Source organism: Ketobacter sp. (genome assembly GCF_003671495.1).
GTDB lineage: Bacteria > Pseudomonadota > Gammaproteobacteria > Pseudomonadales > Ketobacteraceae > Ketobacter.
Genome location: NZ_RCHN01000045.1, coordinates 140,700 through 161,942 on the forward strand (window position 1 = coordinate 140,700; position 21,243 = coordinate 161,942).

19 protein-coding genes and 2 tRNA genes are annotated in these 21,243 nt (G+C 55.6%); 4 read left to right on the top strand and 17 right to left on the bottom strand.

Annotation, left to right across the window (positions count from 1 at the left end; translation table 11 throughout):
• Positions 1–17 precede the first annotated feature (17 nt).
• Both glpG and bcp read right to left on the bottom strand, forming a co-directional pair.
• Entirely contained in the window at positions 18–875 is an 858-nt protein-coding gene (gene glpG / locus D9N14_RS20995; protein WP_290583487.1) for a rhomboid family intramembrane serine protease GlpG, read from the bottom strand.
• Entirely contained in the window at positions 875–1,345 is a 471-nt protein-coding gene (gene bcp / locus D9N14_RS21000) for a thioredoxin-dependent thiol peroxidase (RefSeq protein WP_290583489.1), read from the bottom strand. The genes glpG and bcp overlap by 1 nt, the downstream gene beginning before the upstream one ends.
• A 99-nt stretch (positions 1,346–1,444) precedes the next feature.
• Here bcp and hemH point away from each other — a divergent pair, with 99 nt between their 5' ends.
• The 3 genes from hemH (at position 1,445) to D9N14_RS21015 (ending at position 4,808) form a co-directional block, all read left to right on the top strand.
• On the top strand, positions 1,445–2,446 hold the full coding sequence (hemH, locus tag D9N14_RS21005) for a ferrochelatase (RefSeq protein WP_317622655.1): 1,002 nt from the start codon (positions 1,445–1,447) through the stop codon (positions 2,444–2,446).
• 76 nt (positions 2,447–2,522) lie between these two features.
• A complete protein-coding gene (locus D9N14_RS21010; protein WP_290583491.1) occupies positions 2,523–4,289 on the top strand; it encodes a serine/threonine protein kinase in 1,767 nt (588 codons plus the stop codon).
• Positions 4,290–4,403: 114 nt separating this feature from the next.
• Entirely contained in the window at positions 4,404–4,808 is a 405-nt protein-coding gene (locus D9N14_RS21015) for a hypothetical protein (protein WP_290583493.1), read from the top strand.
• 114 nt (positions 4,809–4,922) lie between these two features.
• Here the strand turns inward: D9N14_RS21015 and D9N14_RS21020 are convergent, their stop codons facing one another.
• The 12 genes from D9N14_RS21020 to D9N14_RS21075 all read right to left on the bottom strand — a co-directional run bounded on the left by D9N14_RS21020 (position 4,923) and on the right by D9N14_RS21075 (position 16,986).
• Positions 4,923–6,227: a sodium ion-translocating decarboxylase subunit beta gene (locus tag D9N14_RS21020; RefSeq protein ID WP_290583495.1), complete on the bottom strand. Its 1,305-nt coding sequence runs from the start codon at positions 6,225–6,227 to the stop codon at positions 4,923–4,925.
• A gap of 16 nt (positions 6,228–6,243) precedes the next feature.
• Positions 6,244–8,031 carry a sodium-extruding oxaloacetate decarboxylase subunit alpha gene (oadA, locus tag D9N14_RS21025; protein ID WP_290583498.1) on the bottom strand — a complete coding sequence of 596 codons (1,788 nt, stop codon included), beginning with the start codon at positions 8,029–8,031 and terminating at the stop codon, positions 6,244–6,246.
• A gap of 46 nt (positions 8,032–8,077) precedes the next feature.
• On the bottom strand, positions 8,078–8,323 hold the full coding sequence (locus D9N14_RS21030) for an OadG family protein (RefSeq protein ID WP_290583500.1): 246 nt from the start codon (positions 8,321–8,323) through the stop codon (positions 8,078–8,080).
• 424 nt (positions 8,324–8,747) lie between these two features.
• A tRNA-Arg gene (locus D9N14_RS21035) sits at positions 8,748–8,824 on the bottom strand.
• Between the two features lie 176 nt (positions 8,825–9,000).
• Positions 9,001–9,093: transfer RNA gene (locus D9N14_RS21040), tRNA-Ser, on the bottom strand.
• Between the two features lie 138 nt (positions 9,094–9,231).
• The gene (gene csrA / locus D9N14_RS21045) at positions 9,232–9,417 is read right to left on the bottom strand and encodes a carbon storage regulator CsrA (protein WP_290583502.1); all 186 of its coding nucleotides are present in this window, start codon (positions 9,415–9,417) and stop codon (positions 9,232–9,234) included.
• 153 nt (positions 9,418–9,570) lie between these two features.
• Positions 9,571–10,806 (bottom strand): aspartate kinase, encoded by a 1,236-nt coding sequence (locus D9N14_RS21050; protein WP_290583504.1) that lies wholly within the window; start codon positions 10,804–10,806, stop codon positions 9,571–9,573.
• 150 nt (positions 10,807–10,956) lie between these two features.
• A complete protein-coding gene (alaS, locus tag D9N14_RS21055; RefSeq protein ID WP_290583506.1) occupies positions 10,957–13,554 on the bottom strand; it encodes an alanine--tRNA ligase in 2,598 nt (865 codons plus the stop codon).
• A 142-nt stretch (positions 13,555–13,696) separates the two neighbouring features.
• Positions 13,697–14,152, bottom strand: a complete 456-nt coding sequence (locus tag D9N14_RS21060; protein ID WP_290583508.1) for a regulatory protein RecX — start codon at positions 14,150–14,152, stop codon at positions 13,697–13,699.
• Between the two features lie 19 nt (positions 14,153–14,171).
• Positions 14,172–14,888 carry an acyl-CoA-binding domain-containing protein gene (locus D9N14_RS21065; protein WP_290583510.1) on the bottom strand — a complete coding sequence of 239 codons (717 nt, stop codon included), beginning with the start codon at positions 14,886–14,888 and terminating at the stop codon, positions 14,172–14,174.
• 199 nt (positions 14,889–15,087) lie between these two features.
• Positions 15,088–15,393: a hypothetical protein gene (locus D9N14_RS21070; protein ID WP_290583512.1), complete on the bottom strand. Its 306-nt coding sequence runs from the start codon at positions 15,391–15,393 to the stop codon at positions 15,088–15,090.
• A 132-nt stretch (positions 15,394–15,525) separates the two neighbouring features.
• Positions 15,526–16,986: a flavin-containing monooxygenase gene (locus tag D9N14_RS21075; protein WP_290583514.1), complete on the bottom strand. Its 1,461-nt coding sequence runs from the start codon at positions 16,984–16,986 to the stop codon at positions 15,526–15,528.
• Positions 16,987–17,241: 255 nt separating this feature from the next.
• On the opposite strand from D9N14_RS21075, the gene D9N14_RS21080 reads away from it, so the two are divergent.
• Positions 17,242–17,691: an Hsp20/alpha crystallin family protein gene (locus tag D9N14_RS21080; protein ID WP_290583516.1), complete on the top strand. Its 450-nt coding sequence runs from the start codon at positions 17,242–17,244 to the stop codon at positions 17,689–17,691.
• An 18-nt stretch (positions 17,692–17,709) separates the two neighbouring features.
• Here D9N14_RS21080 and fnr read toward each other — a convergent pair whose 3' ends face one another.
• The 3 genes from fnr to recA all read right to left on the bottom strand — a co-directional run bounded on the left by fnr (position 17,710) and on the right by recA (position 21,212).
• Positions 17,710–18,471 (bottom strand): fumarate/nitrate reduction transcriptional regulator Fnr, encoded by a 762-nt coding sequence (fnr, locus tag D9N14_RS21085; RefSeq protein WP_290583518.1) that lies wholly within the window; start codon positions 18,469–18,471, stop codon positions 17,710–17,712.
• An 84-nt stretch (positions 18,472–18,555) separates the two neighbouring features.
• Positions 18,556–19,965: an oxygen-independent coproporphyrinogen III oxidase gene (gene hemN, locus D9N14_RS21090; RefSeq protein WP_290583520.1), complete on the bottom strand. Its 1,410-nt coding sequence runs from the start codon at positions 19,963–19,965 to the stop codon at positions 18,556–18,558.
• Positions 19,966–20,183: 218 nt separating this feature from the next.
• On the bottom strand, positions 20,184–21,212 hold the full coding sequence (gene recA / locus D9N14_RS21095) for a recombinase RecA (RefSeq protein ID WP_290583522.1): 1,029 nt from the start codon (positions 21,210–21,212) through the stop codon (positions 20,184–20,186).
• Positions 21,213–21,243: the final 31 nt, after the last annotated feature.

Here is a 21,243-nt window from a genome sequence, read left to right on the forward strand (position 1 = left end):
CCACGCCCCGGCGCGGCCTAGCGTTCACGGCGACCGGCACGATCCAGCCGGGCAAACAGTCCACCCAGGAAGCACCCGGTGAGCAGCCCACTCAAATGGGCCTGATTGGCCAGAGGCATGATGTTGGTGAAACCCAGCGCCAGTGCAATCAGCATAAAGACCATCAACCCTTTGGGTAAGCGAAACGGCGGAGCCGGGCTGAAGCGCTCGTAAAACCACAAATAGCCCAACACTCCGTACACCACGCCGGACAAACCACCAAAGCGATTGCCGGTCCACATAAACTGCACCAGGTTCGATACCACCGCACACAGGAAGAACAGGGCAAACAGGCGCCGTGATGATTGCGTTCGTTCCACCATGCCGCCAAACACCCACCAGGCGCTCATATTGAACAGAAAATGAAAAATGCCGAAATGCACAAAGGCCGGTGTCAACCAGCGCCACAGCTCACCACTGTTCAACGCCGCCCCAAAACTGTTGAAGAACATAAACGGCGCCCGGGCAACCGCATCCATGCCCTGGGAGGTCAGCAGGTACACCACCAGGCAGATCACGATGATGGTCTTGGTCACCACGCCGCTCAACTTCAGGATGCGGGCGAAACTCAACCCCCGATACATCCCGGACAGTTTCTGCGCCTGGGCGTCGTCCTCCGGCACCAGCCAGGAGGCCTGCCGATAACGCTCATGATTCGGCTCATTCAGGAACCGCTGCAACTCTTCCTGGGCCTGCGGTAATTCCTCATCACGTTCGATGAAAATATTGGCTCCGTCAGCCCGCAGTTGCACGGAGGCGGACAAGCCCAGGCTTTTGAGATAATCCGCAAAGGCCTGGGCATAACGAGGGTGTTGAATGAAGGTCAGATGCTGCATCAGAGGGTTTTCAGGATCTCGAGTACGTCGTCGTGGTGGGTTTTGGTTTTTACTTTATCCATCACATGTTTGAGACGCCCGTCTTTGCCAATGATGAATGTGGTACGCAGAATCCCCATGAACTCGCGGCCCATGAATTTTTTCAAGCCCCAGACACCGTATTTTTCCGCCACGGTTTTTTCCTCATCGGAGAGCAGGTCGAAATTCAATTCCTTCTTCTCAATGAAGCTCTGCAGCTTCTTCACCGGGTCCGGGCTCACCCCCAACACTACCGCATCCAGCTTGTCGAAATCTTTTTTGGTATCCCGAATGCCGCAGGCCTGGGTGATGCAGCCAGGCGTCAACGCTTTGGGATAGAAGTACAACACCACGGTCTTTTTGCCTTTAAAGTCCTTGAGGCTGACCTTTTCCCCATTTTGATTCACCAGTGTGAAGGCCGGTGCCAGATTTCCCACTTTCGGGAACGCCATAGTTTTTCTCCTGTTCATCAATAGCTAGAAATCATCGATCACGTGTCGAAATCAAGAATAATTGACATACAATACAGGGATCAACCAAGGAGGTCGATCTTGTCTGAGCAACCCCAAGTACCGTTTGGTGTCATGCTGGTGAACCTGGGCACTCCGGAAAACCCTGATGCAGCCAGCGTGCGTAAATACCTGGCGCAGTTTCTATCGGACCCCCGCGTGATTCGGGTTCCGCGCCTGTTATGGTGGCTGATTCTGCACGGCATCATTTTGCGGGTTCGACCGGCCAAAGTCGCCCGCCTGTATCAGACCATCTGGACCGACGAGGGTTCACCACTGATGGCCATCAGCCGGCGCCAGCAGGCCGCATTGCAAACCCGATTGACGGCACTGCATGGCAGCGAGATTCCCGTGGAGCTGGCCATGAGCTATGGCGAGCCCAGCATCACCACGGCCGGACGCGCCCTAGCCAATCGCGGCGCGCGACGGATTCTGGTGCTGCCGCTGTATCCCCAGTATTCCTCCTCCACCACCGCCGCCGTATTCGACGGGCTGGCCAACGCCCTGCAACGTTGCCCGGACCTTCCGGAGATCCTTTTCATTCGCGATTACTGGCAGCGGGACGATTACCTGCAGGCGCTGGCGGACAGCGTGCAAACATTCTGGGACGAGCACGGTCGCCCGGACCGCCTGCTGATGTCCTTTCACGGCATTCCCCAGCGCTATGAAGACAGCGGGGACCCTTACCCCAGCCTGTGCCGACAGACCGCCGCCGGCGTGGCTGCCAAACTGGGCCTTGACGAACAACAGTGGTCGGAGAGTTTCCAATCCCGCTTTGGACGGGAGGAGTGGGTCAAGCCCTATACCGATGAACTGCTGCAGACCTGGGGGCAGGATGATGCCATCAACCGGGTGGACGTGCTGTGCCCCGCATTTGCGGCGGACTGCCTGGAAACCCTGGAGGAGATCGAAGAGCAGAACAAAGTGGTGTTTCTGGAAGCCGGCGGTAAGCAGTACCACTACATACCCTGTCTGAATGACCAACCGGCTCACATTGAGGTGTTCGCCAATCTGGTACTGGAGCGCGCAAAAGCCTGGCTCTGACCGTGACAACCGGTAAATTGTGACTACGCTTAACATTATAAATTAATCCCTTATATCAACCTTTTAGCGTTGCCACATGGAACTGGAAGGATTCTCGCAACTGGAAAAAATTGCCGAGGGCGGCATGGCCGTTCTGTATCGGGGGATTCAATCCTCCCTCGGCCGTCCGGTTGCCATCAAAGTGATGAAAGGCGCCCTGCAGGGGACTCCGGAAGCTCATGAGATGTTTGAGTGGGAATCCCGCATTGTGGCTCGCCTGGATCACCCCCACATCATTCGCGTAATCGACCGGGGCCTCACCTCCGACGAGATGCCCTACTTCGTCATGGATTACGTGGAGGGCCTGACCCTCAAGGATGCCCTCAAAAACAAAAAACTGTCCGACCGGCGCAAACTGCGCATCATCATGCAGGTGGCCAAAGCCCTGGGCTATGCCCATAAAAACAACGTTATCCACCGGGACATCAAGCCCGGCAACATTCTGCTGGACCGGGAAGGCAACGCCCGGGTGGTGGATTTCGGTATTGCCCGGTTATCGGAAGACACCGAAGTTTCCACCATCAAAGAGGAAGGCATGACCGTCGGCACCCCGGCCTACATGGCGCCGGAGCAAAAGCGGGGCGCCAGTTTCACCAGTTCCGCCAGCGACATCTATTCCCTGGGAATCATCATGTACCTGATGCTGGCCAACAAACTGCCGAAAGCCGGTTATCCTCCACCTTCTCACTTCAATCCGAAGATCCCATCCTCCCTGGACAAGATCACCATGGCCTGCCTGGCCGAAGACCCGGACCGGCGCCCCAGCGCCGACAAGCTGGTGGCGCTGCTGTTGAAGGCGTTGAAAGGCGCTCACCTGAACCAGGAACAAAAAGTCGAAGCCCAGGAGACGTTCAAAGACCCGAAAGAAAAATTCCGCCTGCTGGATGTAATCCGGGAAACCCGCTTCGGCAGCGTCTGCCTGTACGAAAACCGCCAGGACCATTCACTCATGGTGCTGAAGAAGCGCATCGGCAACTTCAATGGCTACAATGAAAGCGAAATCCTCTCCCGCATCAAGCACCGCAACATCATCAATGTGCGCGGGGTGAGCCGCAACGACCGCCTCTTCATCACGATCCTGGAATACCTGCCCGGCGGCAGCCTGCAGAGCCGAATGGCAAACCCCATGCCCGTGGATGAGTTTACGGTGGTGGCGGATCAGATCTGCGACGCCATGGCCTTTGCCCACAGCAACCGCATCGTGCACGGTAATCTGCGCCCCCATAACATCCTGTTCGATGACACCAACACCGTAAAAGTCATGGATTTTGGCTTTGAGCCCCACTATGTGGAGACCGAAGAGGAGAACTGGTACAAAGCACCCGGTGAATCCCCCTCGGCACAATCCGATGTGTTCGCTGCCGGCGTGATTTTCTACCAACTGCTCACCGGTTCCCTGCCGGAATGGAAACGGGGCTTACTGCAACCCTGCGCCGCCTTCTCCGAGATCCCACAGAATCTGCGCACGGTCATCAAAGCCATGCTGTGCCTGGAGACCCATGTGCGGGTGCAATCCTTCGAGGAAGTGAAACACGCCTTGCACCTGAAAGATGTGGCAGGCCCGCCTAAAGACAAAACCAAAATCCAGACCGCCCCCAGGAAAGGCAGAAAACATGGCCCCTTACGCACACTGGCATTGGCCGCGGCACTGGTGCTATTGTTGGGCGTGAACGGCGCCCTGTATTTCTGGATTTACGTGAAAAAGTCCGGGGACAGCGCCGGTGCGACCGCTCTGCAGATTCAACCGCCCAGCGAGGAACCCGAGTTCCGCTTTCAGAAGGTGGACAGATCAAAACCAAATTAGCATTGTTTACTTCATGCTCTATTCAGGCTTCATTTAAAGTGTGATAGCTTAGGCCTTTATGTATAGACGACGCTCTCAGGAAGGACAGCGTCCCATCTCCCACTGGAGGGTGCCATGATCGATTATGAATTAACCGATCTTCTAATCGAACTCGAGGAAATCCAGCAGGACCGTTTCCTCAACAAGGCTCGCGGCCAACAAGTTGTTGATTTATTGGCGTTTTACGATATTCCGGAATCGATTTATGTGTTGCGACAGGAACCCCAGAACGGGCGCGAACCGCATCAGTGTCGCCGTAAAATAGCCCTGTTTGATTTTGCCCATGTGCCCCCGGAAATCAAACCCCAGCTCATCGAATGCCTGTTCATGATCGGCCATTCGCCGGAGTTCATCGCCGAAGCCATGGGGGATGACATTCGGGCCGTAGCAGAATCCTTACGCTCGGTGGTGGATGAGAACCGCGCCAAGAAAGCCGCAGACCTGCGCAAGAATCCACAGCGTTTCCGCCTGGTAAAGTAATACCACCTTCCTTTTGACGGTCCAGACTGAAGTAGAAAAGACCGGCCCCCACTGCAGGTGAGGGCCGGTCTTCAATAAGCTAACGGGTACCCTGTCCTAGTCCATTCCCCGGCACTAGCCGACATAGTTCAACAGGATACCGGCCGCCACCGCCGAGCCAATCACGCCCGCCACATTGGGCCCCATGGCATGCATCAGCAGGAAGTTCTGGGGGTTTGCCTCCAGACCGACCTTGTTGGACACCCGTGCCGCCATGGGCACCGCGGATACCCCCGCAGAACCGATCAGCGGGTTGATGGCCTGCTTGGAAAACTTGTTCAGGACCTTGGCCATCAACACACCACAACCGGTACCAATGCAGAATGCCGCCATCCCCAGAATCAGAATTCCCAGGGTCTCCGCCACCAGGAACGAGGAAGCGCTCAGCTTGGAGCCCACCGCCAATCCCAAACCGATGGTGACGATATTGATCAAGGCGTTTTGTGCCGTGTCGCTCAAGCGGTCCACCACGCCACACTCCCGCATGAGGTTACCAAAGCAGAACATCCCCAACAGCGGCGCGGCATCCGGCAGCAGCAACGCAACCAACACCAGGATCACGATGGGGAAAATGATTTTTTCCGCCTGGGATACTGTGCGCAGCTGCTCCATTTTGATTTTGCGCTCAGCTTCAGTGGTGAGCGCCCGCATGATCGGAGGCTGAATGAGCGGCACCAGCGCCATGTAGGAATAGGCAGCCACCGCAATCGCACCCAACAGGTCCGGTGCCAGCTTGCTGGTCACATATATAGCGGTGGGCCCATCCGCTCCGCCGATAATGCCGATGGAGGCGGCGTCCGCCAGGGAGAAATCAATACCGATATTCAGGCTGGTCAGCGCCAGCGCACCCAGGAGGGCCGCGAAAATGCCGAACTGGGCCGCAGCGCCCAGCAACAGGGTTCTGGGGTTGGCCAACAGAGGGCCAAAGTCCGTCATGGCCCCCACCCCCATGAAGATCAACAACGGGAACAGCCCCGTGGTCAGACCCACTGTATAGATCAGGTAGAGGATACCGTCGGAATGGCCCCCCGCCTTCACCATATGCGTCACCTGATCGTGCACCGCGGGTTCCGCCGCGTACCAGGCGTTCTTCACTTGAGTGGCCGTAGCATCGGTCGCCAGCCCCAATGCCGCTTTGACGCTGTCCACCAAGGCCCCATCACCGTAATACAGTGCGTGACCAAGGGCCGACTCCGCCATACCGGCAACCGGGATATTGGCAAGAATCCCCCCCACCCCAATGGGCACCAGCAGCAGAGGTTCAAAGCGCTTCTTGATTGCCAGCCACAGCAGCAACAACCCCACCAGGATCATTACCGCCTGCCCCATTTCCAGGTGATAAATCCCGGTGCTGTGCCAAAGCTTGATCAAATTATCCATGAATGCAACGCCCCACTCAGCCGATGGACATCAAGGTGGTACCCACTTTCACCGCATCACCTTCTTTGACCGCGATGGACGTCACCGTACCGGACTTGGCGGCACGCACTTCTGTTTCCATCTTCATGGCTTCCAGAATCACGATCACATCCCCTTCCTGCACCTGCTGGCCGGCGCTCACCGTCACTTTGAAAATATTCCCGGCCAGAGGCGCCGGTACCGGCTCGCCGGCGCCTGCAGGGGCTGCTGGTGCAGCGGCAGGTGCCGCTGCGGCTGTCGGTGCCACATGGGTGATGTCTCCACCCTCCGCCACCTGTACCACGTAGGACTGGCCATTGACGGTTACGGTATACACACCACTGTCTTCAGCCGTGGGCTTGGCAGGCGCTGCCGCGGCCACTTCGACTCCGGTGGGTACCGGCTCAAAGGCGTCTGGGTTACCACGGTTCTCCAGGAACTTCAGCCCGATTTGCGGAAACAGGGCATAAGTAAGCACGTCATCCACTTCGGCAGAGGCCAGCTTGATGCCCTTCTCTGACGCCAGCTTCTTCAGCTCGGCTGTCAACTTGTCCAGCTCCGGCTCCAGCAGATCCGCCGGACGACAGGTGATCGCGGCTTTACCCTCCAGCACCCGCTCCTGCAGCGCTTTGTTGAACGGCGCCGGGGCCGCTCCGTATTCGCCCTTGAGCACACCGGCGGTTTCCTTGGAAATGCTCTTGTAGCGTTCGCCGGTCAACACGTTCAGCACCGCCTGGGTACCCACGATTTGGGAAGTCGGGGTCACCAGGGGAATAAAGCCCAGGTCTTCACGCACGCGGGGGATTTCCGCCAACACGTCATCCAGCTTATCGCCGGCGCCCTGCTCTTTCAGTTGGCTTTCCATGTTGGTGAGCATACCGCCGGGCACCTGGGCCACCAGAATGCGGGAGTCCACGCCTCTCAAGGCACCCTCAAACTTGGCGTACTTTTTCCGCACCTCGCGGAAATAGGCGGCGATCTCTTCCAGCAGGTGGATGTCCAGCCCGGTATCACGCTCGGTGCCTTCCAGAATGGCCACAACTGCTTCCGTGGGGGAATGCCCATAGGTCATGCTCATGGAGGAAATCGCGGTGTCCACGTTGTCGATGCCCGCCTCAGCACATTTCAGGGCGGTGGCGGTGGACATACCGGTGGTGGCGTGACACTGCATGTGCACTGGGATTTCCAGGGTTTCCTTCAGGCGGGTCACCAGCTCGAAACCCACATAGGGTTTCAGCAGCCCGGCCATGTCCTTGATGCACACCGAATTAGCGCCCATGTCCTGGATGGTCTTCGCCATGTCCACCCACATGTCGATGGTATGCACGGGGCTGACGGTGTAGGAAATGGTGCCCTGGGCGTGTTTGCCCTGCTTCAACACAGCCTTAATCGCGGTTTCCAGATTGCGGGGATCGTTCATGGCATCAAACACCCGGAACACATCCACGCCGTTCACTGCGGCACGTTCCACGAACTTGTTGACCACATCATCCGCATAGTGACGGTAACCCAACAGGTTCTGGCCCCGCAGCAGCATCTGCTGGGGAGTGTTGGGCATGGCTTGTTTCAGTAATCGGATTCTTTCCCATGGGTCTTCGCCCAGATAGCGAATACAGGAATCGAAGGTGGCTCCACCCCAGGATTCAATAGACCAGAAGCCTACTTTATCCAGCTTATCCGCAATGGGCAGCATGTCTTCAATGCGCATACGGGTTGCAAACAGGGATTGATGCGCATCACGCAGGACAACATCGGTAATGCCTAAAGGTTTTTTTGCCTGACTCATGGGAAATGGCCTTTTTGTGGTTTCTGCTTAACTCTGGATCGGTTCGCTACTTGTGGCGCGAACGATGCCGGTGTATGGCGGCTGCGATAACAGCCATCAACTGACCATCACTCGCCTGGGGGGGCTGGTGGCCGGTTGCAGTGGGTGTTGAGGAAATATTGGGATCTGGCAGGAATTTGGAGATCAGGGCGGACATGATACTGGTCGCGAACACCAGCAAGACCAGGAAGACAAATACAGCTCCCATGCCGATCATCATCAGGTTGACACCTTCCCACAGCAAATTGCTCATTTTATCGCCTCGTGATTGGTTTACACCTAACGTTGTGCTTCGGTCGCTCCGTGACTTGCCATCACAGCTTGGCCCTGGATTACAGGCTTCTGCACCCCGCGGGCCCCGATCGCACAAGCTGCGCAAATTTACCGTTTATACTACCCCATCGCAACCTGAAGCCAGCAAAAAAACCCTGAAAAACCGCGGCATTGAGCGGAAAAACCCGCTTTTTGGCCGGCACAAAAAGCGTTCAAAAAAAGCCCAAAAGATCAATGGCTGCAACGCCGGATGTGGCGCCATTTGTGACTGCGGAGTCCAGTCCGGTGAGCAACACCAAGAGCCACTTTACCGCTAATCCGGGAATCAGGAAATGAAAAAGCCCTGTCGTTTCCGACAGGGCTTTTCAGTGAGGTCAGCCGATTATACTAATCAGGCCTGAATATGGCGCGCCCGGCACGATTCGAACGTGCGACCGCCTGGTTCGTAGCCAGGTACTCTATCCAGCTGAGCTACGGGCGCGTGGGTGATGCATTCTACGTATTACAACTTTCATGTCAATAAAAAAACTTAATTTCCAACCCGTTTTTTTATCAACTTTTCAGGCTCTTACGGGAAGCCAATCACAGGAGGCTAATCACGAGCCGTTATCTCCAGGGTTTCGCGGGCCGGTGTGCTCAACCGGCCCACCCTGAAAATGGCGGAGAAGGAGGGATTCGAACCCTCGATACGGGTATAAACCGTATACTCCCTTAGCAGGGGAGCGCCTTCAGCCTCTCGGCCACCTCTCCAAAACGTGCGCGAGATGATACTCGTCTTTGCCACAAATTCCTAGCCCAAATCGCTGATTTTGATGGAATTAAATCTCAAAGCCAGCATAAGCAAAAAAAGCGATGACCAGCATCGCTTTTTTCAGGACGATCAACACATTACATGTCGTGATCGGAAGTCTTCTCACGCTGAATGCGCTGGTAGATTTCCTCGCGGTGTACAGCAACCTCTTTCGGCGCATTCACACCAATTCGCACCTGGTTACCCTTAACACCCAATACGGTCACAGTGACTTCGTCACCGATCATCAAGGTTTCGCCCACTCGGCGAGTCAAAATAAGCATGTCCTTCTCCTATAAATACTGCTCCCAAGACAACCGCAGATGCTTAACCGGGGTCATCTCAATCTCTGCATACCACGAACCTAATCTAATTATTGACCAGGTTTTCAATTTTGGTAGAGCAGCGGATGGATTTATTTGGATTGATGGTCAAATTTAACTGGCTTCGTAGGGATCTTTATCCAGGTCGAAGCCATTGTGAAGCGCCCGAACAGCCAATTCCAGATACTTCTCAGCAATCACCACCGATATTTTGATTTCCGATGTGGAAATCATCTGAATATTGATGGACTCCTGAGCCAGCACCTTGAACATTTTGCTCGCCACGCCAGCATGGGATCGCATCCCCACACCGACCATGGACACCTTGGCAATGGAAGCATCAGACTGCACTTCCTTGGCCCCAATTTCTGCTGCGATATTCTTCAGCACATTGGTGGCTTTTTCCATTTCGTTTTTGTGGACAGTAAACGTGAAGTCCGTGGTGTTGTCTGCACCCACGTTTTGCACAATCATATCCACTTCAATATTGGCGTCTCCCACCGGACCCAGGATTTTGTAAGCCGCACCCGGAATATCCGGCACACCGCGCACGGTGATTTTGGCTTCGTCACGGTTAAACGCGATTCCCGAGATTACTGGTTGTTCCATGGGATCCTCTTGATCTACTGTAATTAGGGTTCCCGGGCCATCTTCAAAGCTGGACAGCACCCGGAGTGGCACATTGTACTTACCGGCAAATTCCACTGATCTGATCTGCAGCACCTTTGAGCCCTGGCTGGCCATTTCCAGCATTTCCTCGAAGGTGATCTGATGCAGGCGGCGGGCATTACTGACCACCCTGGGGTCTGTGGTGTAAACCCCATCCACGTCGGTATAAATCTGGCACTCATCCGCTTTCAGAGCTGCCGCCAGAGCAACCCCGGTGGTATCTGAACCGCCCCGTCCCAGGGTAGTGATATTGCCCTCATCATCCACACCCTGGAAACCGGCCACCACCACAACCCGGCCTTTCGCCAGGTCTGAACGAATGCGCTCAGCATCGATGTCCTGAATGCGGGCCTTGCCGAAAGAGTCATCGGTCAGAATACGGACCTGGCCACCGGTATAGGAACGGGCATCGTAGCCATCGCTCTGCAGGGCCATGCTCAACAATGCTATGGTCACCTGCTCACCGGTGGTGACCAGTACATCCAGTTCCCGGGGGGACGGTTTGGACGTCATCTCGTTGGCCAGGGCCAACAGACGGTTGGTTTCACCGCTCATGGCGGACACCACCACAACAACATCATGGCCTTCATCGCGGAATCGCTCAACGCGCTTGGCGACATTTCGAATGCGATCAATGGTACCTACCGATGTACCACCGTATTTTTGAACAATTAATGCCATTGCAATAAATCTTAGATAGGATTAAGGGTTAAGCGTCCGGACCGGGCTTGCGGGCTGCAAAGATACCCGTTCCCGGCTGGAAACTAAAGGCCTGTATTGTATACCTTTTGTTGTAAGACAAAAGCACCCCAGACCAAAAAACAGCCGATACTAGAGTTTCTCCGCCAACCAGCCGGTTACCGAGCCAATTGCAGCCGGCAAATTGGCCACATCAGGTCCACCGGCCATGGCCATATCCGGCCGGCCACCGCCTTTTCCGCCCACCTGCTGGGCCACATGGTTCACCAGGTCACCGGCTTTCACCTTCCCAGTCAGGTCTTTGGTGACACCCGCCACCAGGCTGGCTTTCTCGCCTCCAGCACCCAGAACCACAATGCCGCTGCCCATCTTGTCCTTGAGCTTGTCCACCATGTCGCGCAGGGACTTGCCGTCCACCCCTTCCACCACGGCACTCAGGACCTTCACTCCAGCCACGTCCTGTGCCTGTTGCAGCAGGTCATCGCCGGCACTGCTGGCCAGTTTGGCTTTTTGCTTCTCCAGTTCTTTTTCCAGGGTTTTTACGCGCTCCAGCATCTGCTGCACCTTTTCCAGGCTGGTATCGCGGGAACCTTTGACCAGGGCACCTATACCGGCTAACGCCGCTTCAGATTCATCCACCCAGGCCAACGCACCGGCTCCGGTAACCGCCTCGATACGACGTACGCCGGCGGCCACACCCCCTTCTGACACAATGCGGAACAGCCCAATATCGCCGGTACGGCGCGCGTGAGTGCCACCACACAGCTCAATGGAGAAGTCGTCCTGCCCCATGCTGAGCACCCGCACTTCGTCATCGTATTTCTCACCGAACAGCGCCATGGCACCTTTGGCCTTGGCATCCTCGATGTTCATCAATTCGGTGGTGACTTCGGTATTGGCCCGAATCTGTTCGTTCACCAGGCGCTCGACCGCCTTGATCTCCTGGGGCTTCATCGCTTCCAGGTGAGCGAAGTCAAAGCGCAGGCGATCTGCTGTCACCTGAGAGCCCTTCTGCTGCACATGCTCGCCCAACACCTTGCGCAGGGCTGCATGCATCAGGTGGGTGGCGGAATGGTTCAAGCGGATGGCCTGACGCCGGCTGTTGTCAATCTCGGTATGGACGGTGTCACCCACGTTGAGCTCGCCCTGGGTCAGCACGCCGTGGTGCAAATGAGCGCCGCGCTCTTTGGTGGTATCGGTCACGTCGAACTGGGCGCCGCTGGTACGGATAAAACCAACATCGCCCACCTGACCACCGGATTCCGCATAGAATGGGGTGTTATCCAGTACGACAACGGCCTGCTGCCCACTGCTGACGCGCTGAACCGGTTCGCCATCCACAAACAATTCGGTCACCACCGATTCGCTGGCGGTTTGATCATAGCCGCAGAACTCGCTGGCAGAGGCGATCTCCAGGCCATCATGGTAGTTGGCCTTGAATTTACCGGCTTCCTTGGAGCGTTTCTTCTGCTCCTCCATTTCCTTTTCAAAGCCGGGCTCATCAATGGTGAGACCCCGTTCGCGGGCGATGTCTGCGGTCAGGTCCGCCGGGAATCCATAGGTGTCATACAGTTTGAACACCACCGAGCCCGGAATTTCCTCGCCCTTCAGGTCCGCCAGGTCCTGTTCCAGAATCCGCAGGCCCTGTTCCAGGGTCTTGGCGAACTGTTCCTCTTCAAGCTTCAGGACCTTTTCCACCTGGGGTTGCGCTTGGGCCAGCTCCGGATAGGCCGCCCCCATTTCCGCCACCAGGGGCGCCACCAATTTATGGAAGAACAGATCCTTCATACCCAGCTGATTGCCGTGCCGAATCGCCCGCCGCAAAATACGCCGCAGTACGTACCCCCGCCCCTCATTGGAAGGCAATACACCATCAGTGATCAGAAATGCGCAGGAGCGGATATGGTCGGCGATGACCCGCAGGGATTTGTTGTCGAAATCCTCGGTGCCCACGACCTTGGCCACCGCCTGCAGCAGGTTGGCAAACAAATCAATTTCGTAATTGCTGTGCACGCCCTGCATGACCGCGGCGATGCGCTCCAGCCCCATGCCAGTATCCACCGAGGGCTTGGGCAACGGCTCCAGGGTGCCATCCGGCTGGCGGTCGTACTGCATGAACACCAGGTTCCAGATCTCAATGTAACGATCGCCGTCTTCTTCCGGGCTCCCCGGAGGGCCGCCCCACACGTCAGCACCGTGGTCATAAAATATTTCGGTGCAGGGACCGCAGGGGCCGGTGTCGCCCATCTGCCAGAAGTTACTGTCTTCCCCCAGGCGGGAGAAACGCTCGGGGTCCACGCCCATTTCCTTCAGCCAGATCGCTTCGGCTTCCTGGTCTTCGTGATAAACGGTAACCCACAGCTTTTCCTTGGGCAGCCCCAGGGTTTCAGTGAGGAACTGCCAGGCAAAGCGAATGGCATCCTGCTTGAAATAGTCGCCAAAGCTGAAGTTGCCTAACATTTCGAAGAAAGTGTGGTGACGGGCGGTGTACCCCACATTCTCGAGGTCATTGTGCTTGCCACCGGCCCGCACACAGCGCTGGGAGGAAGTGGCCCGGGTGTAGTTGCGCTGATCGCGGCCCAGAAATACATCCTTGAACTGCACCATACCGGCATTGGTGAACAGCAAGGTGGGGTCATTGCCGGGCACCAGGGAACTGCTGGCCACCACTTCGTGGCCCTGGGACTGGAAATAATCGAGGAATGCTTTACGTATCTCTGAGGTTTTCATAGCTGTGGCTATCTAAACTCGCTGCTTCGGTCAATTGTGGGGAGACTGGCCGCGGAATTCGGCAATCTGCAAGGGGCGCAGTTTACCATCTATTCCGGTGATTGCATCTAGGCGGCTGGCAAAGGCACTGATTTTGGCGCCTTCAGAGGGGTTCGGGGTCGAAATCCAGGGCATATCGGATCTGGTCCAGGGAAAAGCCCCGGTATTGCAGAAAACGCATCTGCTTGGCTCTCACTTTGAGATCAGTGCTGTGATGGGTGCCAAAGCGTCGCTGGTAGGTGGCAAGGGCCTGCTCAAACCAGTCCACCTCCTGCTCGCTCATGATGTGTTGGATCAGGGCTTGATCGATGCCCTTCTGCTTGAGCTCTGACTGGATACGGATGGGCCCATGGCCCTGGCTGATTCGCCCCCGCACCAGCCCACTGGCAAAGCGCTCATCGCTTTGCAGGCCCTGTTCGGCCAGTGCTGCCAACACCTGGGAGACCTGCTCCGGGTCGAACTTGATACTGAGTTTCGTCATCAGCTCGCGGGCACTGTATTCCCGGCGCGCCAGCAACTGGATTGCTTTCTCGCGAATGGCCTGCTGTTCCGCTTCCATGGGCTCATTTCCACATGCTTTAGCTGACGACCTCAGGGGCCAGGCGCTGCGACAACAGCTCCAGACGCTTGATGGCCTCTTCGGGCTTCATGCCTTTCAGCCCCTTGCGGGCGTCGAATTCTGCCTGCTCCGCGGGCTTGGCCTTGGACGGCCGACGGCCTTTCACATCGCCACTTTCAACCTGGCGGGTGAGGGCCATGATTTCCAGCTGTTGTTGCGGGCTCAGGCTGGCGCCTGCCAAACGGTTAGCCACCTGTTCCAGGCGGGACTTCATGGCGGCGCTTAACGGCGGTTGTACATTCGGTGGTTGTACATCAGACGGTGCTTTGGCTTTAACCGCCACTGGCTTTTTGGCCACAGATGCTGATTCGGGCCGTAGCGGGGTTTTCGCCACCGGCCGGGGCTGATGGATTTTACGGGGCACCGGTTTTTCCACCGGCGCCTTGTTGCGATTCAAGGCCTGTTCTCCCTCGGCCACCAAATCATCAAACACCCGTTGGGATTCCTCCAGCACCAGATTCACCGTGCCCGTTCCCAATAGGCTGATGCGCCCCACTACCGTATCCGAACCCCCGTAGGCTGCCCCGAGCTCCATAATCTGGCGATACAGTTTGGTGCGCTCGGAGTCCATGATGCTGACCAGTCCCACACCGGCCAAACCCACCTTACGCAGGTTGATCCTCATTTTCTCCACCCAAGACAGGTCTTCCGATACCATGTCAGCTAATTTTCCCATCATTGTTTCCTGTTGCGTTGTGTGCTTGGTGAATTCTCTGAATTCCCGGTGAAGCGCGGCCTGCTGCAAGCCGGTACGAAGCTGATAATGCTACACAATATCGATAGAAATGAAAAAGCCCCATTGCTTTGCCAATGGGGCTTCGGGTCGAACGGCTTTTGCCAATAGCGTTGCGTGAAGAGTCCCTCACGCACGAGGCTCAGTCCTGGTCTTTTTCTTTGTCCATGAACTCGGATTTGGCCGACAGGAACCCAAGTTTCAACGAATCCCACGCCAACTCCAGCCCTTCCTTGATATCCTCCCAGGCTTCTTCAGCGGCGTCTTCCAGTTTGTCGAATTTGCTTTTCAGCTCTGCCCGCTTGAGTTTGAGATCAGCCAGGGTTTTGTCCAGCTTCTCCTTATATTCATCCTGCGCCTGATCCATCTTGCTTTCCAGACGCTCAATATCCGCTTCCCATTCCGCCAATTGCTGTTTCAACTTCTCAGTGTATTCGTGTCTGCTCATTGTGTTCCCTCCCAATCGTGATGGCCTGACTTTGGCAGATGGCGGGCCGGGTCATATTGATTCACATCAAGCAACCTCCGGTTGCACGCTCGCTTTAGGTACCTGCCCACGCGCCTGCCTGGCAGTCCCTGCTCAGGCGGCCGGATTGGAGAACGTGACCACACCGTCATCCACTTCACCAAAGCGTAACATGGCCATATCCATAGCGTAATTCTGATGCAGTTTCCAAGGCGCCTTATTGCCCTGTTTTGGCAGGCTGGGCAGGGCCCGCTTCACATAACCGGATTGCATGTCCAGGAAAGGCAGTTCCTCCACTCCGCGATCTGTCAGGCGAGGCGTCACCTGCTGCATGCCCTTCTTATCCATGACCTTGATCAGTCGGCACAGGTATTCCAACGTGATGTCCGCTTTCAGGGTCCAACTGGCGTTGGTGTAACCAAAGACCATGGCGAAATTGGGCACATCCCGGAACATCACACCTTTATAGTTCATGGTGCTGGACATGTGCAGAGGCTTACCGTCCAGCGTCAGCTCCATGCCTCCCAGCAATTGCAGGTCCAGTCCGGTGGCGGTGATGATGATGTCCGCCTCCAGCACCTCACCGGATTGCAGCTGGATGCCGTGTTCGGTAAACGTTTCGATCTGATCCGTGACCACCGAGGCCTTGCCCTGTCGGATAGCTTTGAACAAATCCCCATTGGGCACCGCACACAGCCGTTCATCCCAGGGATTGTATTTGGGAGAGAAGTGCTTCATATCAAAATTCTCGCCCACTTGCCGTCGCACCTGGGCCAGCAACAAACGACGAATCGCGCGGGGCCGGGTACGCGCCAGCTTGTAGAAAAACATCTGAAAGCCCACGTTGCGGGTACGGGCCATCCGGTAGACCATCTTGGCCGGCAGATACTTGCGCAATTTATTCGACAGCTTGTCCCGCAACGGCACCGTTGCCACATAGGAAGGTGACCGTTGCAGCATGGTGATGTGGGCTGTCTGATCTGCCATGGCCGGAATCAGTGTCACCGCGGTAGCGCCACTGCCTATGACCACCACCCTCTTGCCGCGGTAGTCCAGCTCCTCCGGCCAGTGCTGAGGATGAATGATCTGCCCTTGGAAACGGTCCCGCCCGGGAAAATCAGGGGTGTACCCTGCTTCATAATTGTAGTAACCGGTGCAGCCGAGCAGGAACCGGCTTTCGATCTGGAACACTTCGCCGGTTTCCACTTTCTGTACATCCACGGTCCAGCGGGCACGGTCCGTACACCAGGATGCCTTCAGCGTTTTGTGCCCGAAGCGCACTTTTTTGTCGACGCCGTATTCCCGCGCCGTTTCCTGAATGTACGCCCGAATATCGGGGCCGTCGGCAATCGCCTTGGGGTTGGTCCAGGGTTTGAAGTTATAGCCAAGCGTATACATATCAGAATCAGACCGTATACCGGGATACCGAAACAGATCCCAGGTTCCGCCGATGGCCTGACGCCCTTCCAAAATGGCGAAGGACTTATTGGGCAGCTGTTTTTGCAGGTGGCAGGCGGCACCAATTCCCGACAAGCCCGCACCGATGATCAAGACATCAACGAATTCTGTAGTCATAGCCTTCTCACTGTTCACTGTCATTCTTATAGTCTAGTCGGGCCGCAGCCCATTTATACAACAATTTAAGCCAAGTAGCTTAAACCATAAAACAACAACGCAGCAAGTCTGTCAGTGGCTCCCAGGACGCCCCCGCCAGTCAATCAAACCAAACCCGTTCAGCTCGCAAAAAGTTGTTGACTTGCGTCAATTGAAAACAGTGCAGGCGACCCTATAAATAGCCTTGTAACCGATCACCTGAGGAGGGAATCGAACATGAGTTCAAATAAACAGATAAGCAATGCCCCACGGGGCTTTGACAGTTTTCAGCAACTGGTTGACAACTTCTTCGGACGCAGTAGCGGGGGCTTTCCCGCCTTCGCCGACGAGGCCTTCAACATGCCCGCAACAGACATCTCCGAAAACGAAACGGAGTACACCATCAGTGCGGAGTTGCCTGGCATTCGCAAAGAAGACATTGAGGTATCCCTGCATGATGGTGTGCTGTCCATTGAGGCGCACAGCAAGAGCGAGCATCAGGAGAAAGGCGACAAGCAGATTCGATCGGAGCGACGCTATGGCAAATTCGTCCGCCGCTTTACGTTGGGTGAAAATGCCGACGAATCGGCTGTCCAGGCCAAGTTTGAAGATGGCGTGTTGAAGCTGGTGGTGAAGAAAACCATCCCACCGGAAGCCCCCAAGCCGAAAGCCATCCCCATTAACTGAGGTTATGCGATGAGGACATCAGGCGGATTTGGCATTGGACTCCATGCCGTTTGCCATGTGACATAACCCCTGCATGTCCAGCACCTCTACTTCTTTACCGTCAACATAAATCACGCCCTGCTTTTGCAGGCGCGTGAACACCCGGGACACGGTTTCCACTGCCAGGCCCAGGAAATTTCCGATGTCGTTTCTGGACATGGGCAGGCGGAAACCGGACGCGGACAAGCCGCGCTTGGTGTGCCGGGTGGAGATGCTGAGCAACAACGAGGCTATCCGCTCCTCTGCACTTTTCTTGCTGAGCAGCATAATCAACTGCTGGTCCGCCTGGATCTCTTTGCTCATCAATTGAAAGAAATGACGTTGCAGAGTCGGGATCTTGGCGGAAAGAAACTCCAGCTTCTCAAATGGAATCTCGCAGACTGCAGCTGTTTCCAAGGCTTTGGCGGAATTGGAGTGAATATTGGTGCTGATGCCATCCACCCCCAGAACTTCTCCCGGCAAATAGAATCCGGTGACCTGCTCTTCTCCATCCTCAGTGACGGAATAGGTTTTGATGGTGCCGCTGCGCACTGCGTAGATGGAAGCAAACGGATCGCTGGCACGAAACAGGTGCTCACCCTTTTTCAGCGGTTTGCTGCGCTTGATGATCTGGTCCAACTCTTCCAGCTGGGATTCATTGACAGCCACCGGAAGGCAAATGGGATTCAGGCTACAATCCGTGCAGGATACGTTGATATTGCGGGTTGGAACGCGGTTCTTGCAATCGTGCTCTGAAGACATAGGTGATTCCGTGCCATAGTTGCCGAGACCATCATTAGATCTCATTTATCTAATATGCGGCGATATTAACACGTAATGACCGAACTAGAGAACTCTGGAAAACCGGGCTCCATCCTTCATATGTTGTGGCAGATAGATATCGAACAGCATGCAGATCTTTCTGACCACCAGCCGCCCCTTCGGGGTGACGTGATACACTCCGCCTTGATGGGTTAGCAGGCCCTCTTGCACAAAGCCATTCAACTCCATGATTTCGTTGCGAAAATATTCGTTGAACACAATGCCGAACTGCTCTTCAATCTGGGACGGCACCAACCAGTTCTGGCACAACAAGGACATGATGACCCCACGGCGAATTTCGTCATCGGTGGACAACACCACCCCGGCAGTGATGGGTGACGAACCTGCTTCCATCAAGCCCTGATACTCTGTGATGGACTTGGTATTCTGGCAGTAAACATTGTTGATCAGACTGATGGAAGACACCCCCAACCCCACCAGATCTGCATCCTTGAAGGTGGTATACCCCTGGAAATTGCGGTGCAGACGGCCTGCGGCCTGAGCCAGGGCCAACTCATCCGTGGGTTTGGCAAAGTGGTCCATTCCGATATACACATAGCCCGCCTCGAGCAATTGATTGGAGGCAGCACAAAGAATCTGCAGCTTTTCCTCAGCGGGCGGCAGCGCCTCTTCGGGTAACAGTCCCTGGGATTTAAACCGTTGGGGCAAGTGCGCATAATTGAACAATGAGATACGGTCCGGGGACAACTCAATCACCTGTTCAATCGTGGTTCTCACCGAGGCAACCGACTGATACGGCAATCCATAAATCAGATCGAAGTTCACTGAGCGGAAATGATAATTGCGGGAAGCATCCATCAGCTCCTCTATTTGCCGATAGGACTGCACCCGATTAATGGCTTCCTGCACGCGTTGGTCGAAGTCCTGAATACCCAGGCTGATCCGATTGAATCCCAAGCCCTTCAACAATCCCAGCTTGTCCGGGGTCATGGTTCTGGGGTCGATTTCGATTGAGTATTCACCCCGCTCCGCGTCCACCAGGTGGAAGTGACGGCCCACTTCAAACCAGAGTTCGGTCAGCTCCGCCTCACTGAAATAGGTCGGTGTGCCACCGCCCCAATGCATCTGATACACCGGCCGCCCCGAATCAAAATCCGCGGACTTCATGCGGATCTCCTTGATTAAGGCATCCAGATAGAAGCGCTTCTTCTCATCACTCTGGGTGATGACTTTATTGCAGGCACAGTAATAACAGAGGGATGCACAAAACGGCAGATGGATATACAGAGAAAGCGGCATGCGGGAGGCATTGCTGCGGGCAGCGGCGTCCAGATAATCCTGATGCGTGAACTCTTCATGGAATTGCAGCGCTGTTGGATAGGAGGTATATCTGGGGCCGGCGACATCATGCCGCCTGATGAACTCGCTGTCCCACAACGAATCCATTTCCGAGTTTTCTTTCACCAAATGCATAGCCAAACCCTGCCACCAAGAAATTAGTCTGCTTCGATCAGTAATGCATTATGCTGCAACACAAAAATCGAGTTTTGACCCACGTCAAAGCAGGCTTTGCCTCATTCGCCGACGTTTCCCAATTATCTGATCCAGAAACGAAAAAAGCCGACAACGCACTGTTGTCGGCTTTCGTCCACTTTCTCTCAAGATCAGCAACGGGGTACTGAATTGCCCTATCAGGCTTCTTCCAGGACCTCTTCGCCGCGGCTGGGCACCTTGATACTGAGCATCTGACTGCGAATCTCCTGCTCAATTGCGCCGGCAATTTCCGGATTGTCCTCAAGGAACTTGGCAGCGTTGGCTTTACCCTGCCCAATCTTATCGCCCTGGTAGGAATACCAAGCCCCGGATTTGTCTACCAATCCACAGGCAACCCCCAGGTCCAGAACCTCGCCCATATGATAAATCCCGGAGCCATACAGGATCTGGAATTCAGCCTGTTTGAACGGAGGTGCAACCTTGTTCTTGACGACTTTTACACGGGTTTCGTTACCCACCACTTCCTCACCCTGTTTGACCGCGCCGGTACGACGAATATCCAGGCGCACGGAGGAATAAAACTTGAGCGCGTTACCGCCGGTGGTCGTTTCGGGGTTGCCAAACATGACACCGATCTTCATACGAATCTGGTTAATGAACACCACAAGGCAATTGGCCTGCTTCACGCTGCCGGTGATTTTACGCAGTGCCTGTGACATCAGACGGGCCTGTAACCCCACATGGCTATCCCCCATCTCACCCTCGATTTCCGCCTTGGGCACCAAAGCAGCAACAGAGTCCACAATGATCACGTCCACCGCATTGGAGCGCACCAGCATGTCGGTGATTTCCAGCGCCTGTTCGCCGGTATCCGGCTGCGACACCAGCAGATCATCCACATTCACCCCCAGCTTCTGGGCATAGATCGGATCAAGCGCGTGTTCCGCGTCAACAAAGGCACAGGTAAGGCCCTGTTTTTGTGCCTGCGCCACGGTGCTCAGGGTCAGAGTGGTCTTACCGGAGGACTCAGGGCCGTAGATTTCAACAATTCGGCCTTTGGGCAAGCCACCGATCCCCAGCGCAATGTCCAAACCCAGAGAACCGGTGGAAATAGAAGGGATGGCCTGTAACTCCTGGTCACCCATGCGCATGACCGCGCCTTTACCAAACTGACGCTCGATTTGAGAGAGAGCGGCTCCAAGTGCCTTTTTCTTGTTGTCGTCCATTAATCATTCCTCACAGTTATTCGACTACCCA

Bases quoted from the DNA above. Each gene is read 5' to 3' on its own strand.
- D9N14_RS21075 (WP_290583514.1), bottom strand. From the start codon at position 16,986: ATGACTACAGAATTCGTTGATGTCTTGATCATCGGTGCGGGCTTGTCG.
- oadA (WP_290583498.1), bottom strand. From the start codon at position 8,031: ATGAGTCAGGCAAAAAAACCTTTAGGCATTACCGATGTTGTCCTGCGT.
- fnr (WP_290583518.1), bottom strand. From the start codon at position 18,471: ATGTCTTCAGAGCACGATTGCAAGAACCGCGTTCCAACCCGCAATATC.
- D9N14_RS21020 (WP_290583495.1), bottom strand. From the start codon at position 6,227: ATGGATAATTTGATCAAGCTTTGGCACAGCACCGGGATTTATCACCTG.
- D9N14_RS21060 (WP_290583508.1), bottom strand. From the start codon at position 14,152: ATGGAAGCGGAACAGCAGGCCATTCGCGAGAAAGCAATCCAGTTGCTG.
- D9N14_RS21030 (WP_290583500.1), bottom strand. From the start codon at position 8,323: ATGAGCAATTTGCTGTGGGAAGGTGTCAACCTGATGATGATCGGCATG.
- alaS (WP_290583506.1), bottom strand. From the start codon at position 13,554: ATGAAAACCTCAGAGATACGTAAAGCATTCCTCGATTATTTCCAGTCC.
- recA (WP_290583522.1), bottom strand. From the start codon at position 21,212: ATGGACGACAACAAGAAAAAGGCACTTGGAGCCGCTCTCTCTCAAATC.
- glpG (WP_290583487.1), bottom strand. From the start codon at position 875: ATGCAGCATCTGACCTTCATTCAACACCCTCGTTATGCCCAGGCCTTT.
- D9N14_RS21080 (WP_290583516.1), top strand. From the start codon at position 17,242: ATGAGTTCAAATAAACAGATAAGCAATGCCCCACGGGGCTTTGACAGT.
- D9N14_RS21010 (WP_290583491.1), top strand. From the start codon at position 2,523: ATGGAACTGGAAGGATTCTCGCAACTGGAAAAAATTGCCGAGGGCGGC.
- bcp (WP_290583489.1), bottom strand. From the start codon at position 1,345: ATGGCGTTCCCGAAAGTGGGAAATCTGGCACCGGCCTTCACACTGGTG.
- D9N14_RS21065 (WP_290583510.1), bottom strand. From the start codon at position 14,888: ATGGGAAAATTAGCTGACATGGTATCGGAAGACCTGTCTTGGGTGGAG.
- D9N14_RS21070 (WP_290583512.1), bottom strand. From the start codon at position 15,393: ATGAGCAGACACGAATACACTGAGAAGTTGAAACAGCAATTGGCGGAA.
- D9N14_RS21050 (WP_290583504.1), bottom strand. From the start codon at position 10,806: ATGGCATTAATTGTTCAAAAATACGGTGGTACATCGGTAGGTACCATT.
- hemN (WP_290583520.1), bottom strand. From the start codon at position 19,965: ATGCATTTGGTGAAAGAAAACTCGGAAATGGATTCGTTGTGGGACAGC.
- D9N14_RS21015 (WP_290583493.1), top strand. From the start codon at position 4,404: ATGATCGATTATGAATTAACCGATCTTCTAATCGAACTCGAGGAAATC.
- csrA (WP_290583502.1), bottom strand. From the start codon at position 9,417: ATGCTTATTTTGACTCGCCGAGTGGGCGAAACCTTGATGATCGGTGAC.